Consider the following 16,275-nt stretch of genomic DNA (forward strand, 5'->3'; position numbering starts at 1 on the left):
ATTCTATTCTCCCAGATTCGGCCGTGACGGAAATACGTACCTTCGATTAGCCAGCAGTCCCGACTACTCCTCGAATCCGGGCCCGACGGTGAGCGAGTCCGGTGCGCAGGGCAGCTGATTGTGTTGACACCACCGACAGTGGTCGCCGGCCTCGTACCGGTCGAAGGAGAACTCGGCGATGCGGTTCATCGACTCCGTCACGTCGGTCCGGACCGCGTCCAGCTCGCCGTCGCCGAACGGTCGCGTTTCGACCGTCGGGCCGATGTCGCCGACGTACGCGTACCCCGCGCGCGTCACCGGCTCGTCGTACAGCTCCCGGCACGCCAAGAGGTAGATCGGGAGCTGTTTGTCGTCCCGCAGATCGCGGCGGCGTTCGGTCGCCTTGTAGTCGATCACGAGGAGGTCGTCGTCCGGCGTTCGGTAGACGGCGTCGATGAACCCGACGAGTTCGTGTCCGTCGAGGTCGAGTTCGAACTCCCGTTCGGCGTCGACGACCTCGTAACCGGAGAGATCCAGTTCGAAGTACCGGTCGATGCACCGTTTCGCGGCCGGCAGCGCGTCCTCGGCGCGGCGATGACCGGCGAGGCGCTCGCAGACCTCGTACCACTCGTCTTTCCCGCTCGCGTCCCGGTTCGCGGCTTGCTCCGCGGTGTCGTGGAACAGCACCCCGATCTCGCGCTGCGACGCGCCGCTCCCGGCGTCGCTCGGTGCCGCCGGCCCGCGGTAATCGGCGAACGCCTTCACCACGTACTCCAGGTAGTGGGTCCGCGGGCACTCCTCGTAGGCCGCCAGCGAGGTGTAGCTGTGCGACAGCGAGGGCGATGGCGTCGTCGGGCCGTTCAGGGCCCCAACACGGAGCGTTTCCCGTACCGGATTCGGTGCGAGATCCCCGTCGAGGGCGGCCGTCGCGAGGTCGAGCACGCGGTCGCGCGCGGTCTCGACGGTGAGCTCCTCGCCGTCGTGCGTGACGCCGCCGCCGACGCGCCCCGTCGTCTCGTCGGCCAGCGTGTCGGTCCAGTCCGCCGCCGCGTCCGGGAGGCAGTCCTGAACGTCGGTCCAGAGGGGGAGTCGCCCCCGGTCGGGCCGCCACGGGATCCGAGGCGGCAGGATCTCGTCGACGGTCTCCGAAACCGGGTGCGCGTCCGCGGCGTCGTCGTCCGCACTCCCGCCTTGGAGGACGAGGACATCCTCGGCGCGCGTGATGCCGACGTGGAACACGCGACGCGTCTCTCGCGCGTCGCGCTCGACGAAGTCCTCGGCGAACGCCGCCTCCGGCCCGTCCGAGAGCCCCGTTTCGAGCGCGTCGTACGCGCGCGAACTCGGCGCCCACTCCTCGGCCGTGACTCGCGGGATGAGGACGACCGGGAAGTCTAACCCCTTGCTCTTGTGAATGGTCATCACGTTGACCGCGTCGTCGGCGACGTCCGGCTGGCTCGTGGGCGAAGTGCCGCTCTCGTCGAACAGCGAGTCGTGGTGTTCGAGCGAGTCGACGAACGCCGGGGTGAGCGGCGGTTGGACGGCGCCGTTCCCGTACTGTTCGACGACGGTCTCGAGCCGGGCGAGGTCCCGGCGCTCCTGTTCGCTGAGGTACCACTCGATGTTCGTGAGCTCCGTGAGCTCGCGGTACAGGTGGCTGAGCGACGCCGAGTCGCGGAGGTCGAGCAGCTCACAGGCGTGCTCGCGTGCCTCGGCGACGCGGTCGGGTTCGTCGAACTGGTCGAGCGGCGTCTCCAGGAGCGCGTCCACGAGCGGGTCGTCGCCGGCGTTGAGCGCGCGGAGGTCGGCGTCGCAGAGCCGGTACCGCATCAGGAGAACGCGGTTCCAACTCACCTCGTCCTCCGGGCTGGCGAGCGCCTTCAGGTAGGCGGTGACGGTCCCGACGCCGACCGACTCCGCGGCCAGATCGCCGGCGACCTGATACGGGATTCCGGCGTCTTCGAACGCTTCGATGACCGGCGTTGCGTGGGCGTTCTTCCGGACGAGGAGCGCGATGTCGCCCGGGTCGTACGCTTCGTCGAGGTCCGCTGCCGCCCCGCTCAGTAGGTTCTGTACGACCGTGCGAAGCTGTGTCGCGCCGTCCGCGTCGCCCTCTTCGTCCGGGAGCTCGACGGTGGCGACGGCGTCCCCGTCGTACGCGGGTTCGTCGACGCGGGTGAGCGTCTTGTGTCGCTCGCGGCGGTCGAGCCGCTGAATCGCCTCGTTCGCGAAGTCGAGGATCGGCTGCCGCGACCGGAAGTTCTCCGTTAAGGGCTCGTCGGCGAGCGCCGCGAACGCGCGGTCGAGCTCGTCGGTGATGTTGGCGACGTGTGCCCCGCGCCACTCGTAGATCGCCTGGTCGTCGTCGCCGACGACGAACAGGTTGTCGTCGGTGACGAGCGACGTGACGAGGTCGAACTGGAGGCGGTCCGTGTCCTGGAACTCGTCGCAGAACACGTACTCCCACCGGTCGGCGATCTCGTCGCCGACGGGCGACGCCATCAGCGCGGCCGTCTCCGCGACGAGGCCGTCGAAGTCGACGAGGTTCCGGTCGTCGAGTTCCCGCTCGTACGCCGCGTATCCCGCCGTCAGGTCGCGGGCAGCGAGGCAGTCGGAGAGGAACGAGTCGAGCTGTTCCGTGAGTTCGAGGTCGAGGCTCCCCGGGATCCCCGTCGGCGCGCCGCTCGCGTATCCGCCGAGCAGGTACTTCGGGAGTTTGTGCGCGTTCTCCGGCAGCTCCCGCTCGCCCGCCTCGTGGGCTTCGAACGCCGCTTCCAGCGCGTCACAGAGGTCGACCAGCCGGTCGAGGAAGTCCCGCACGCTGGCTTCCATGCCGCCTCCCTCCAGTGCGTCGCGTTCCGCGACGAGCTCGGCGCGGACGGCCGGGAGCGAGTCGAGCACGCTCGACACGGAACGGCCGCCCAAGTGATCGCCGGCGATCGCTTTGACGCGCTCCGAAACGTCGGCGAGCTCGTAGACGCGGTCCGCGGGCCCGAGGAACGCGTCGACGTCGTCCGGTGAGACGCCGCTCCGCTTCATCGACCCGACGAAGTCGAGAAGCTTCGTCGCGGCCCCCGGCGCGTACCCGTCGCTCCCGTACACGTTCGGTTTCACCGACCGGTACTCGACCTCGTCGAGGACGTCCGAGACGACGGCGTACTTCTCGGCGTCCGTGGCGACCTCGAAGTCGGGGTCGAGGCCGGCCTCGTACGCGTAATCGGAGAGGATCTCGTTGCAGATCGAGTGGTACGTGTACGCGTCGACGTCGTACCCCGCCGTCCCGAGCTTCGCGTTGAGCTTCTCCCGCATCGAATCGGCGGCGTTGTTCGTGAACGTCAACGCGAGAATCCGGTCCGGGGACACGCCCTCCTCGTCGATGAGGTGCTCGATCTTCCGCACCATCGTGAACGTCTTCCCGGTCCCGGCCCCGGCGAGGACGCGCATCGGGTACGCGTCGGCGTCGATGATCGCCCGCTGTTGCGGCTCCGGGGACACGTCGTCCTCCGGGACGGGGAACCACGACGGGTAGTCGGCGCCGTCGCTCATCGCCGCACCTCCGGGGAGAGGCGATCGGCGCACATCTCCCGGTAGTCGCAGTTCGGGCACGCCTCCTCGGTGATGAGGTCGAACGGCTCCGGCTCGAAGGCGTCGCCCGTGATTCCGTCGTGGGCGGCGCGAATGAGCGCCCGGATCGTGTCGGACTGCGCCTCGTAGATCCCCGTGGTCTCTCGCGGATACCCCCGCACCGACACCTCGTACCCGTCCGGCGTGCTCTCGAACGACGTGCTGTTGAGCAGCCCGTAGAAACTGAATCGGACGTCCATCCCGTCCTCGTAGAACGGTTCGTTCTTCACGCCCTCGACGTACGTCGCCGTCTGGAACGCGTTCCGCACCCGTTTCGGTTCGTGCGCCTCCCCGTCGAGATGCGCGCCGAGATACTCGGCCGTCCCCGACGAGAGGACACCGCGGGTAGTCCGCTTGTAGTCGAAGACGTGGAGCCCGTCCGCCGTCCGGACGACGTTATCGGCCTTCCCGTGCAGCTCCCGGCCGTCCACTTCGCACTCGACCCGGCACTCCGTGGCGAGCGACCGGCGGGCGTGCTCGATCCCGTCGCCGCCGTCCGGATCGAAGAACGACTCGACGGCGGCCCGGTTCTCGGCACACTGGTACTCCCGGTGTGCGGCCGATTCGTAGTCGTCCGGCGCGCTGTGCTCGTCCCACTTCGCGTCGAAGGTCCGCATCGCCCGGTCGGAGATGGCCCTCGGATCGTCGTCGCGGTCGGTCGCGTCGCACACGTCCTCGATCGTCTCGTGGTAGATCGTTCCCTGATTCAGGTACAGCTCGGACCGGTCCGGCGTGTTCACGCCCTGCGCGTACCGGTAGTCGTACTGCCGGGGGCAGGTCGCGTACGTCGCCAGCCGCGACGGCGACAGTGACGCCGAACTCATCGCCGCACCTCCCCGTTCGCGAGCTCGACGCGGGCGCGCAACGCCTCCCGGAGCCTGTCGCCGCGCACGCCGCTCTCGTCGAGCAGGCCCTGAATCTCGCCGAGCTCCGCCTCCACCTCGTCGAGCGACACCGACACGTCCCGACTGTTGGCGCGCCGCACCTCCGCGAGGGCGTCGTCGACCCGCGACAGCAGAAACTCCTCCGCCGCCCGCTCGCTCGTGACGTGCGGGTCGTCGGCGTCGGTCACCCACGGGAGCTCGTCGTACGCCGCCGTGAGGAACCGCGACGCCTGCGCGCGCTCCTCGAGCGCCGTGTCCTCGAACTCGTAGAGACAGCAGTACAGCCGCTCCGTCGCCGCGTCGGCCCCGACGGCCAAGCGCCGCCGCGCGTGTTCCGTGTGGTACCGCGCGAACGGCCGCGCCGACGCCGTCGACGTCGTCGGGAACGTCGCCGCCACCGCCGACGCGTCGAGCTCTGTGACCGCCGGGTAATCCGGCATCGACGCGACGCGCTCCGTCGGGAACAGCCGCGTCAGGAACGCGTCACCCGGGTACTCGCCGTCGACGAGGTTCACAAGGAACACCGCGCGGAACGACTCGTTCTTGACGGCCCGTAAGTGGTCGACGCGCACGCCGCCGTCGAGGTCCGTCGCGCTCGTCTGACTCCGCCGCGGCGCGTACTCGTGGGCGCGTTCCATCATCTCTCGGAAGGACGCCCACGTCGCGTCCGCGAACGCCGTGGTTTCGAGGAACTCGGCCATGCGAAACGCCCGCCGGACGTTCCCGAACTGCGACCGCGCCTCGAGCGGCGAGGCCCGCTCCGCGATGCGCTCTTTCAAGCCGACAGCCGTCGCCCACCACCGCACCGCGTCCTCGATCGACTCCATGCTACGCATTCGGTCCACGCGGGCACTGTCGGTATCCGCCCCGCGGTCGAGGCGGTCACCGTCGTCGTCGCCCGCGAGCTCGCGGACGACCGCGAGTAGCTCCCGGATCGCCGGGTCGTCGCCGAACCCGGTCACCGTCGTCGACGCCGTCGGGATCCCCGCGCGTTCGAACGCCTCGATGACCTCCGTGACGCCTTCTCCGCTCCCCTTCGCGGCGACCGCGATGTCGTCGTACCCCCAGTCGGAATCCCCGACGAGCGACTCGATCTCGTTCGCGATCGCGGCGAGCTGCTCGTCGCTCGACGCCGCGGCCAACACCGAGACCGAGCCGAGCTCCGGGTCGGCGTCCACCCGCCCCTCGGCGAAGTACGCCGCCGTGGCTCCCGGTCGCGTCGACGGCGGAGACGAGACCGCGCGGCGGGACGCCTCGAACGAGACGCGCTCCGTCACCGGTCCCGTCTCGACCCACGTGCGGCGCACGCTCGCGTGCTCCTCGGCGACGCACGCGAGCTCGCAGTCCGCGGTGAGCGCGTCGAGGTACGCGCGGTCGAGCGGGAGGAACTCCTCGAACTCGACCGCGAGCACCGCGTCGGCGTCGACGACGGCGTCGCGGTCGTCGCCGGCGAGCGCGTCGCGCGCCGCCGAGATGAGCTGCCCGCGCTCCATGTGGTCGTGTTCGGCGAGCCACTCGTGGAACGCGTCGAGCGCGGCCGCGATCTCCCGGAGTTCCGGGGTCTCGTCGGGCGTGACGGTTTGCCAGGAGAGCGTGTCCATCACTCGGTCCACGTCGTCGACGAACGACGGCTGCGCGGACGCCCGCCGCAGGTACTCCGCGTCCCACTCGTAGTCGGCGAGGAACCGATGTAGGAGCTCGCGCCGTAACGCGTCCGAGAGGATGACGCGGTCATCGGACTGGCTGAGGACGTCGGTCGCGTGCACGACCAGCGACGTCACGTGCGGCGTCGCCGCCCCCGACAGTTCCTCGTCCAACGCCTCGCGGAACGCGTCCGTGCTCGTCGGCGCGCCCGTGACGACGAGTACGTCCTCGGACTCGTGGTCGTCGAGGAACTCGGCGTAGACGTCCCGCGCCGTTGCTTCGACGTTGTGCGCGCCGAACGGTACCGTCACCAGCTCACCGTCGAAGCTGCGGCGATCCGTCTCGCTCATGGACGGCCCTCAGCCGGAGAAGACGGAACGGTGGTACGCTGCATACGACACGATTCTAAGACCTGGCTGATAGGTGTTCTCCCGATCGGTATCGTCCGTCGCACGTCATCGGAATTTGGCGGGCGGGCCGATACGTCGCTGTCACGACGACCGGTCGCCGATCGCTTCGTCCGGTCGCGGGCTCAGGGAGAGGAAACCGCCCGTGCCGACTCGCTGGGAACCTCGCGGAGGAGGGAGAAACGAGCGGAGAGTCTCCGGCAGAGACGACCGGTCCGGTCCGTTCGACAGCTGGATCCGAACAGAGATCGAAAGTCAAACATATAATATTTGTATATAACATTGTAATCTGATAATTATGAAACGGACATCGTCACAGAACTGGATTCGTTTATCCTAATCGCTCTCGGTTCGACAACAGTAACAGACATATGTCGCCCTCAGACGGCGATTTGGGTCAATTTCCATCGTCAGATAGACGGGGTATCCATCGAAAGGACCCATATTCACCCATATTTTAAATAATCACGCCATATATTTTGTATCTCAACCCTTTAATATCGTATTCTACTATATAATTCCGATAAATAGTCAGTAAGTGAAACATTTCGCTCTTTCTAACTCCCCACAAACAAATATGTTTGTACTCGTAGTATTTGAAGTATAGATTTTATTTGTTATCTGTTTATGGGTGTGCCAATACAACTGGAATCCGATTCCACCGGTCCGGTATCGGACGACCAAAACGGGAAGCGAGTCGGTCGCGGACCCGACTACTCGTCGCTGTCGGCGGCGTCGAGATAGGTGATCGCGCCGCCGAGCAGCGCGAGGTTTTTCAGGAAGTTGATCTTGTTGTCGTGGCGCTCTTTCCCCTCCATCGTCCAAAAATTGTGGATCGCGGGGGTGGTGCCGAGGAAGAACGTGACGAGCGCGCCGGCCGATACTCGGGGCAACTTCCAGAACACGACGCCGAGGTTGGCGACGAACAGCATCCCGGTAACGAACGGGACGAGCAGGTCCGGCATCGGCACGCCCTTCTCTTCGGCCACCTCCACCCGCTTGTCGTTGTTCTTGAACCCGTCCACCGCCATGTACGCGAGCACGCCACCGTACAGGGCGCGGCCGATCGCGGACGGGGAGTCTGCGGTCTCCTCGCCGTCGCTCACGCTCACACCACCTCGATGCGGCTGACGTTCGCGTCGACGCGGCCGACCGTCTCGTACGCCCCGTCGTCGGTCCGGCGCATGAGGCGGCCCTCCACGTCGTCGCGCTGGTCCGGCACGTCGAACAGCCCCGAGCCGCAGATCACGTCGCCGTCGTACACGTCCCACGTCTCGATGATCTCGTGGGGCTCGCCCGGGAACGACACCCGCTCGAAGTCCCGACCGAAGTTCGTCGACTCGAACAGCGCCACCTCGTGGTCGTCGTTCACCCACGCCGGCGGCGCCTCCTCGCCGCCGCAGAAGAAGACGGTCCCGTCGTGGACGAACACGCGCCTGACGTACGAGAAGTCGTTCCCGGTGTCGATCCGCGTCCACGACTCGCCCGCGTCGGTGGTGCGCCAGAGCCCGCCCTCGCCGACCGCGTGGCCGAGCCCGAGGTTCTCCAAGTTGTGATCGAGGTACCCCGTCGCCGCCAGCCACACGTCCTCCGAGATCGGGAGGATCTGGTGGATGTCGTCGACGATCGTGTCGCGTCGGTCCGTCCACGTCTGCCCGCCGTCCGCGCTCAGGTGGATCCCGCCGGCCTCGACGCCCGCGATCAGCTGGTCCGGGCGGCCGGGGACCGCTTCGAGCGCGCGCAGCCGGGCGTAGTGCGGGTCGATCGGCGACTCCCAGTGGCCGCGCGACGGGAGGTCGCGGAACCCCTTCTGTTCGGCCCACGTCTCCCCGCCGTCGACCGAGCGGAAGACGTACGGGTCGTTCGTCCCGGCGTAGAGCGCGCCGTCCGCGGTCGCGAGGATCGACCAGACCTCGCTCTGGCCAGCGTGCCAGAACCGGTCCCCGAGGGGGACGCCGAGGTCCTCCCACGTCTCGCCGCCGTCGAGGGAGCGGTACGCCCCCGCGGTGGACGCGACGAAGACGCCCTCGGTGTGGTCCCACGACTTCACGGCGGTGACGACCCCGCAGTCGAGCACTTCGCGCGCCTCGTCGCGCTCGAACGGGACATCGTCGACGCGGTACAGACCGTCGTCTGTTCCGATCAATAGTGGCATACTCCGTGTGAGACGAGGAACCACAATAAAGGTTACCAATGTGTACATCTAAGTGCGCTCGGAGCGAGGGTAAACCATACCGACCACGGGGCGACTCGCCTCGCTCGGACTCCACTCATGACGAGACCTCACCCGACGAAGCGACCGACCGACGCGGCGTACCTCGACGAGCGAGACGACGGGACGCGAGACGGCGACGACGGGACACTCGACCCGCCGCGAGAGCTGCTCACGCTCCCGTGGATCGACATCCACAACCACGCGCACACGCTCTCGTGGGACGACCGGGAGCGGTACGCCCTCTCGGGCTGTCGGTCGATGATGATGGTCGCCTCCGGCTACCACTGGACCCCGTACAAACCCGTCGAGGCCGACGACATCCGCTTCCTGTGGGACGACGCGATCAACCGCCGCGAGGCGATCGAGCGCAACCACTTCTTCGAGGCGAAGCTCGGGCTCGGCGTCCACACCGGCGTCCGCATCGAGGACCCGGACGAGCTGCTCGCGGCGATGGACGACTACTGCGCGCTCGACGAGGTCGTCGCCGTCGGCGAAACCGGCGTCGTCCCGTCCCAACACGTCGAGCGCTGGGGGATCGAGGAGCAGCAGGCCGTCGTGCAGGCCCAGATGGAGCTCGCGCGTGACCACGACCTCCCCGTGCTCCTCCACACGCCGAACACGTCGACCGACGCGAAGCGGGAGTACCGCGACGGCCTCGGCGTGACGCCCGGCTACGAGAAGAACGCGGGGCTCGGCGCCGACCCCGTCCTCGACGGCGACAACCCCGAGCTCGAGGCCGTGAAACGCGACGTGGCGGCCGCGCGCGACGCCGGCCTCCCGGAGGAGCGCGTCGTCGCCTCCCACGCCGACGCCAACAACACCGCGTACCTGATGGAGGAGACCGACTGCTACCTGAGCTACACGATCGGCCACTCGTGGCTGGTCGGCGTCGACGCCGCCGACGTGGCGAACGCCATCGACGAGTACGGCCCCGACCGGATCATGGTCGACACCGACTGCGCGAACGTCCTCCGCACCGACCCGTACGCGCTGAAACGCGCGATCTTCGAGCTGTACCGCTACGGGATCGACGTCGACGACATCCGGCAGGTGGTACTGGAGAACCCGCGGACGGTCTTCGGCTTCGAGCAGTAGTCCGCGGTTCCTACCAGCACAGTCCCGTCGAAGCGTTATTCTTCAGGCAGATCCCTGAGCGACAGCGGCGATCGCTTATAAACGAACGAGGCGGTGGCGCGCCCCGGTGAGCGGCCCGGAGGGCCGCGAGCCGACGGTGCGAGGGAGTCGGTCGCCTGCGGCGACCGACGAGGCTGGGGAGGCGTGAGGTGCGGGGCGGTTGCGGATGGGTGGGACTCAAAGGGGCAGCCGGGTGGGCGGCGCAGGCGACACAGGGACCGCAAGGAGTGAGCGAAGCGAACGACTGAGGACCGCAGCGAGCGTGCGCCGCCCACCCGGCTGGGGCTTTGGAGGCCGTCACCGCGGAGTCGTCGATCACTTATAAATAATGGGCGACGACCCTCCGATCCAACTTATAAACAATTACTCAGAAAATCTGACACACCCACACCCGTGATCGCTACTCTCCGTCGAACGCGAACTCGGTCGTCAGCTCGCCGACCTCCTCGACGCCGATCGTGACGCTGTCGCCCTCCTCCAAGAGGACCGGCGGCTCGCGGTACACGCCCACGCCCGGCGGCGTGCCGGTGAACAGCAGGTCGCCCGGCTTAAGCGTGAACGCCTGACTGCAGAAGGAGACGAGCTCGTCGATCCCGAAGATCAGGTTCGCCGTCGTCGACTCCTGGAGCCGCTCACCGTTCACGTCGGCCCAGATGTCCAGGTCGTGCGGGTCCGACACCTCGTCCGTCGTGACGAGCTCCGGCCCCGTCGGCGCGAACGAGTCGAGGCTCTTCCCGCGGACCCACTGGCCGTCGCCGTGCTGGAGGTCCCGCGCCGACACGTCGTTGCCCACGAGGAAGCCCGCCACGTGGTTCATCGCCTCCTCGGGCTCGACACGGCGCGCCTCCTCGCCGATGACGGCGACCAGCTCCGCCTCGTAGTCGACCTTCTGCGTGAGGTCGGGGTCCCACGAGACCGTGTCCTCCGGCCCCGCCACCGTCGTCGGGAACTTCGAGAAGAGCACGGGCTCGTCGGGGATCTCGTTGTCGCCCTCCTCCGCGTGGTCGCGGTAGTTCAGCCCGACGCAGACGACCTTCTCCGGGTCGGAGACGGGCGCCGCCCGGGAGAGGTCCGCGGCGTCGTAGACGCCGACGCCCGTCTCCTCGGCGTACTCGATCGCCAGCTCCGCCTTCCGCCGCCACTCCCACTCGTCGAGGAGGTCGCTCGTCTGCGGTCCGAGGTCGACGCCCGCCCCGGCCCCCGCTTCGGAGAGCTTGACGACCGTCTCGTCTCCAGTCGCCACGCCGCTCCACGGCTGTTCTGCCGGCTCCGATCGGTATTGTCCGACGCGCATACGTGTCGATACAGACGCGGCGGCGTAATAATAGTGCCTGTGCGAGCGCGGCGGGCGTCCCGCCGACCCCGATGGCTTATCCGACGCTGACCGATCACTCTCCGTCGGCGATCCGGGTCAGCCGCGGGTCCGTCTCGTCGCGCCCCTCTCGGAGCCGGTGCGCGCCCGCGAACGCGACGCGGTCGCCGACGGAGACGTCGCCGTCGGCCAGCTGCGCGGTCAGTCGGACCTCGCCGAACCGGGCGATCCCGAGGTGGTTCGGACTGCGGACGTCCGGCGGGGTCATCTCGACCGTCGTCCGGGCGACGAGCACGCCCTCACCGAGCTCGTACGTCCCGATCGCCCGCCCCGAGCAGTCCGGGCAGCGGTGTCGGTCGTAGTACCACTCGGCGCCGCAGTCGTCGCAGACGAACGCGCGGTCGACGGCGAGTTCGTCGGGTCGCCCCCCGCCGATCGGTCGCTCTCCGTCGGAGTCGCCGCCGGTCGACTCACCCATGCCGGACCACCGTACAGACGCTGTTGTTTCCGAACCCCGCGACGTTGATCGCGAAGCCGACCTCGGGGTCGGGCACCTGCCGCTCGTCGGGGAGGTCGCCGCGCAGCTGCCAGACCAGCTCGACGATCTGTGAGAGCCCGGTCGCGCCGAGGGGGTGTCCCCGGGCCTTCAGCCCTCCACCCGGGTTCACCGGGAGCGAGCCGTCGAGCGCGGTCTCCCCGTCCAGCGTGGCCTCCCACGCGGTGCCAGGGTCGTAGAACCCGAGCTCCTCCAGTTCGAGGAGCTCTAAGATCGTGAACGCGTCGTGGATACACGCCACGTCCACGTCGTCGACGGCGAGTCCGGCCCGGTCGAACGCCCGCTCGCCGGCCGTCCGGACGCTCTCGATGGCGAGGGGGTCGTCGCGCTCGGCGACCGCGTGCGTCCCCGTCGCGCTCCCGATCCCCTCGATGCGGACGCTCCCCTCGTCGGGGACGGTCTCCTCGGGCGACAGGACTACCGCGGCGGCGCCGTCGGTCATCGGACAGCAGTCGTACAGCCGGAGCGGGTCGGCGACGACCGGCGAGTCGAGGGCGTCCTCGACGGTGACCGCCTTCTGGAACTGCGCGAAGGGGTTGGCGCGCGCGTTCCGGTGGTTCTTCGCGGCGACCGCCGCGAGCGACTCGCGGGGCGCGTCGTAGCGGTCGAGGTACGCCCCGGCCGCGAGCCCGCCGAACGACGGGAGCGTCAGGCCCTGCCGGTACTCGCGGTCGTGGACGAGCCGGCTGATCGACTCCGTGACGTCGGGGGTGTCGCGGACGGACATCTTCTCGACGCCGACGACGAGCGCGACGCCCTCCCCGCCGGCACCGACGGCCTCGACGCCGCGGTGGCAGGCGCTGGCGCCGCTGGCGCTGGTGTTCTCGATCCGGTCGGCCGAGGCGCCCTCGACGCCGATCGCGGACGCCAGCGCGTTCGCGACCCCGGCGCGCGTCCCCAGCGACTCCGCGAGCGCGTTGCTGACGTGCAGCGAGGCGACCTCCTCGCGCGAGTGGCGGGAGTCGGCGAGCGCGCGGTCGGCCGCCGCCGCCGCGAGTTCGAGGATCGACGCGTCGGCGGCGGCCCGGAACTCGGTCATCCCGACCCCGGAGATTGCGACTCCGGTCATCGGTCAGTTCGCGTCGTCGTCGCCGAAGGCGCCGGCCTCGGCGAGCCTGTCGATCTCCGCGTCGGAGTAGCCGAGCTCGCGGAACACGTCGCGGTTGTGCTCGCCCAGCGTCGGGGGCGCGCGGTCGAAGCCGCTGTCCGCGCCCTCGTACCGGAGCGGGTGTTCGATCACCGGGATCTCGCCGAGCTCCGGGTGTTCGATCTCGGTCACCGTCCCGCGCGCGTCGATCTGGGGGTTGTGCAGCGCCTCCTCGACGTCGTACACCGGGCCCGCGGGGACGCCGGCGTCCTCGGCGATGATCTCGATCCACTCGTCGGTCGTGTGCTCGGCGAGCGTCTCCTCGATCTCGGCCTCCAGCTCGTCGAGGTGGTCGACCCGGTCGGCGTTCTTCTCGAACCGGTCGTCCTCCGGGAGGTCGGGCCGGTCGAGGGCCTCGCACAGCTCGCCCCACAGCTTCTCGTTGAGGATGCAGACGTTGATGAACCCGTCCTTCGTCTCGAACGTCTGGTACGGGGCGAGGACGGGGTCTTTCGTCCCCATGCGTTTGGTCTCCTCGCCGGCGAACACCATCCCGGCCTGCTTGGTGAGCCACGGCAGCGTCGCCTCCAGCATGCCGAGGTCGATGTACTCGCCCTCGCCGGTCTGTTCCCGGCGGTACAGCGCCGTCATCGTCCCGAACGCGGCCCACATCGCCGTGATGAGGTCCGTCATCGGCAGCCCGACCTTCACCGGCTGGCGCCCCTCCTCGCCGGTGACGCTCATGATCCCGCTCATCCCCTGGATCAGGAGGTCGTACCCGGACCGCTCGCGCCACGGCCCGGTCTGGCCGAACGCGGAGATCGCGAGGTACACCAGGTCGTCGTTGTACTCGCCCAGCGTCTCGTGGTCGACGTCGAGCCGCTCGGCGGTGCCGGGCCGGAAGTTCTGGATGAACACGTCGGCCTCCTCGACGAGCTCGTACAGCGCCTCCTTGGCTTCCGGGTTCTTCAGGTCGAGCTCGAGGCTCTTCTTCCCGTAGTTCAGCGACCAGTAGTACGGCGACTCGCCCTTGATAAAGGGCGGCCCGGAGTGGCGGACCGCGTCGCCGTATCCCGGCTGTTCGATCTTCACCACCTCGGCGCCCTGGTTCGCGAGCATCGCGGAACAGAAGCCGCCGGTGACGAAGGTGGACAGGTCCAGCACCTTCACTCCGTCGAGTATCTTTCCCGTGTCGGTCATGCTCGGTGCCCCGCGGTGGTCGCGCGCGTCGTGTCTTCGGTCATGGACTCGTGATGTGTCATGGATTCGGTCGTGGGCTCGTGGGTGGTCGCGGATCCGGCTCCGATCGGCGTCTCCGGAACCGGATCCGCGATCCGGTTGATTCCGTGTCTCACACGTTAGCGTATCGGGTAGTAAAACTGTCGCCGGCTACGTGTGTACGATGTGGAGTTCGAGTTCGTTGGCCGCCGCGAGCACCTTCTCGCGGATATCGGTCTCCAACCGGTCGGTCCGCAGCCGCGTCCCCGGGCCGGAGACGCTCAGCGCCCCGATCACCTCCCCGTCTCGCCCGCGGAGACACGTCCCCATGGCGTGGACGCCCCCCGTCGACTCCTCGATGTTCAGCGCGTACCCGCGGTCGCGGACCTCCGCGAGGGCCTCCCGAAGCTCCGCCCGGTCCGTGATCGTGTTCGGTCCCGTCCGCTCGAACTCGAAGGCGTCGACGAGCGACTCGCGGGTCGACTCCGGCAGATTCGCGAGGATCGCCTTCCCGGCCGCGCTCGCGTAGAGGGTCCCGCGCCGCCCCATGTGCGCGCCGGTCTGGACGGGGTTCTCGCCGGTCTCCGTGTAGATGTACACGCGTTCGAGTCCCTCTCGAACGATGAACTGGGCCCGCTCGCTCGTCTGCTCCGCGAGGTCGTCCACCTTCGACTTGATCATCTGATATTCCGGGATCTCCCGCTGGAGATCGCCGCCGACCGTGAGGAACTTGAAGCTCAGTCCGTACTCGTTCCCGTCTTTGACGACGTACCCGTGCTCTTGGAGGGTGAACAGGTGCCGGTGCGCCGTGCTCCGTGTCATGTCGGCCTCGTTTCCGACCGCTTCGAGCGTCATCGGTCCCCGATCGAACAGCAGTTCGACGATTTCGAGGCTCTTCGCCGTCGTTTTGACCGTCGACGCGGGCGGGTTGTCCATACCGCTGTTACCGCCTTGCAGTATTTAAACATCCCGCATATTCGGATCCGAATGAAAATCGGATGCAACAGAAGCGATCAAAGGTGCCACAAGGCGAAGTAGATCGCATATGATCGGATGTACTCTTGGTCTGGACTCGGTCGGTACCGCACGGGACTCTGTGCGATCGGTACCTCGAGGCGGCAGATCTCTCCGCCGGTCAGATCCGGTGGCGAGGACAGGGCCAAAAATTACAAACATAGTATCGTAATGTTTGGACCACAGACGTGCTAACTAGATCCCATATGATGAAGTGACGAGAGAGCCGGTAAAACCGCTAATAACCGGTTTATTCGTCCAATCACACCGAGACACTCACGAATTTCCGTCTCAACATGTGGGACGACAATACCTCGGACCAATTGGCTCGTCGACGATCGGTAGATACCGACAGCAGTTGGCCTCGGAGGTGTTCCAAATCATATCCGAGAAAGAGTATATATTGAGCTTTGATATTATCTCCGGTCCTGCCGCGCTTCGATCCGATCTCCGGGGCCGACTCCCCACTCAGTCCTCGGAAGCGTCCTCGGACTCCACCGAGCAGCCGCAGCCGCCCCGCCGGATCAGCTCCCCGACAGGCGCGTCGGCGCCGCAGTTCGGGCAGACCGTGCGGACGTCGACGAGCACGTCGTAGTCGTCCCGGTCTAACTCGTCCGCGTTCGCGAGCGACGAGATGGCCGACTCGGCGACCGCCGAGAGGCGGCCCTGGAGCTTCTCGATGGTCTCGACCTTCCGATCGGCCATGTCCTCGTCCGCCGCCGGGAGGCTCGCCTCGCGCTCCTGCGTGAGGTACGTGTGCACGGCCTGATGGGTGACGAAGTCCTTGGTGAGCGCGTCGACGTCGATCCCCTCGCGTTCGAGGCGGCGGCGAGCCCGCGTCGTCGACGACCCGGAGTCGCCGCGGAGCGCCTCGTACGTGCTCGACACGTCGACGTTGAGCGACGAGACGTTCTCCTCGCGGAGCGCCGCCTCCAGCACCGCCTCGTTGAACTCGTCGGCGAGGTCTCGCAGGCTGGTCCGCTCGCCGGACTCGCCGGTCCACGCGGCCTCCAAGGTCGCGCCCATGCCGTCGAGGCCGTACTCCCGGATCACCCGCGCGACCTTCGTGTTCGTCCCGCTCGCTTCGGTGGTCATGTTCGGGTTTCGACCCCGGGCGTGACAAAAATATCGGTGTGTCGTTCCGTCGGTCGCGGCGAGCGAGACCGAAGCGGTCACTCTCGGCGAGAGCCGACGACGACGCGAT

General features: G+C 67.9%; 12 protein-coding genes. 1 reads left to right on the forward strand and 11 read right to left on the reverse strand.

Translation table 11 applies throughout. From position 1 onward, the window contains the following. Nucleotides 1–63: 63 nt before the first annotated feature. From CK500_RS12400 to CK500_RS12420, 5 genes are all read right to left on the reverse strand, one after another. A complete protein-coding gene (locus CK500_RS12400; protein WP_095637531.1) occupies nt 64–3,522 on the reverse strand; it encodes an ATP-dependent helicase in 3,459 nt (1,152 codons plus the stop codon). Further along, nucleotides 3,519–4,424: a PD-(D/E)XK nuclease family protein gene (locus CK500_RS12405; RefSeq protein ID WP_095637532.1), complete on the reverse strand. Its 906-nt coding sequence runs from the start codon at nt 4,422–4,424 to the stop codon at nt 3,519–3,521. Before CK500_RS12405 ends, CK500_RS12400 begins: the two co-directional genes overlap by 4 nt. Further along, nucleotides 4,421–6,478, reverse strand: coding sequence for a PD-(D/E)XK nuclease family protein (locus CK500_RS12410; RefSeq protein WP_095637533.1), 2,058 nt, complete (start codon nt 6,476–6,478; stop codon nt 4,421–4,423). Before CK500_RS12410 ends, CK500_RS12405 begins: the two co-directional genes overlap by 4 nt. Before the next feature lie 770 nt (nt 6,479–7,248). Then, entirely contained in the window at nt 7,249–7,647 is a 399-nt protein-coding gene (locus tag CK500_RS12415) for a DoxX family protein (protein WP_095637534.1), read from the reverse strand. Beyond that, nucleotides 7,644–8,690, reverse strand: a complete 1,047-nt coding sequence (locus CK500_RS12420) for a WD40/YVTN/BNR-like repeat-containing protein (protein ID WP_095637535.1) — start codon at nt 8,688–8,690, stop codon at nt 7,644–7,646. The genes CK500_RS12415 and CK500_RS12420 overlap by 4 nt, the downstream gene beginning before the upstream one ends. 117 nt (nt 8,691–8,807) lie before the next feature. Here CK500_RS12420 and CK500_RS12425 point away from each other — a divergent pair, with 117 nt between their 5' ends. After that, the gene (locus tag CK500_RS12425) at nt 8,808–9,845 is read left to right on the forward strand and encodes a TatD family hydrolase (RefSeq protein ID WP_095637536.1); all 1,038 of its coding nucleotides are present in this window, start codon (nt 8,808–8,810) and stop codon (nt 9,843–9,845) included. 439 nt (nt 9,846–10,284) lie between these two features. On the opposite strand, the gene CK500_RS12430 is transcribed toward CK500_RS12425, so the two are convergent. The 6 genes from CK500_RS12430 to rdfA form a co-directional block, all read right to left on the reverse strand. Continuing rightward, nucleotides 10,285–11,178: a fumarylacetoacetate hydrolase family protein gene (locus CK500_RS12430; RefSeq protein ID WP_095637537.1), complete on the reverse strand. Its 894-nt coding sequence runs from the start codon at nt 11,176–11,178 to the stop codon at nt 10,285–10,287. A gap of 94 nt (nt 11,179–11,272) precedes the next feature. Continuing rightward, nucleotides 11,273–11,674 (reverse strand): Zn-ribbon domain-containing OB-fold protein, encoded by a 402-nt coding sequence (locus tag CK500_RS12435; RefSeq protein ID WP_233139166.1) that lies wholly within the window; start codon nt 11,672–11,674, stop codon nt 11,273–11,275. Next, a complete protein-coding gene (locus CK500_RS12440; protein ID WP_095637538.1) occupies nt 11,667–12,821 on the reverse strand; it encodes a thiolase C-terminal domain-containing protein in 1,155 nt (384 codons plus the stop codon). Before CK500_RS12440 ends, CK500_RS12435 begins: the two co-directional genes overlap by 8 nt. Before the next feature lie 3 nt (nt 12,822–12,824). Beyond that, the gene (locus CK500_RS12445) at nt 12,825–14,039 is read right to left on the reverse strand and encodes a CaiB/BaiF CoA transferase family protein (protein ID WP_095637539.1); all 1,215 of its coding nucleotides are present in this window, start codon (nt 14,037–14,039) and stop codon (nt 12,825–12,827) included. Between the two features lie 189 nt (nt 14,040–14,228). Next, entirely contained in the window at nt 14,229–14,993 is a 765-nt protein-coding gene (locus CK500_RS12450) for an IclR family transcriptional regulator (RefSeq protein ID WP_095637540.1), read from the reverse strand. 546 nt (nt 14,994–15,539) lie between these two features. Next, nucleotides 15,540–16,166: a rod-determining factor RdfA gene (gene rdfA / locus CK500_RS12455; RefSeq protein WP_095637541.1), complete on the reverse strand. Its 627-nt coding sequence runs from the start codon at nt 16,164–16,166 to the stop codon at nt 15,540–15,542. Nucleotides 16,167–16,275 lie beyond the last annotated feature (109 nt).

It is taken from the genome of Halorubrum salipaludis, assembly GCF_002286985.1.
Taxonomy (GTDB): domain Archaea; phylum Halobacteriota; class Halobacteria; order Halobacteriales; family Haloferacaceae; genus Halorubrum; species Halorubrum salipaludis.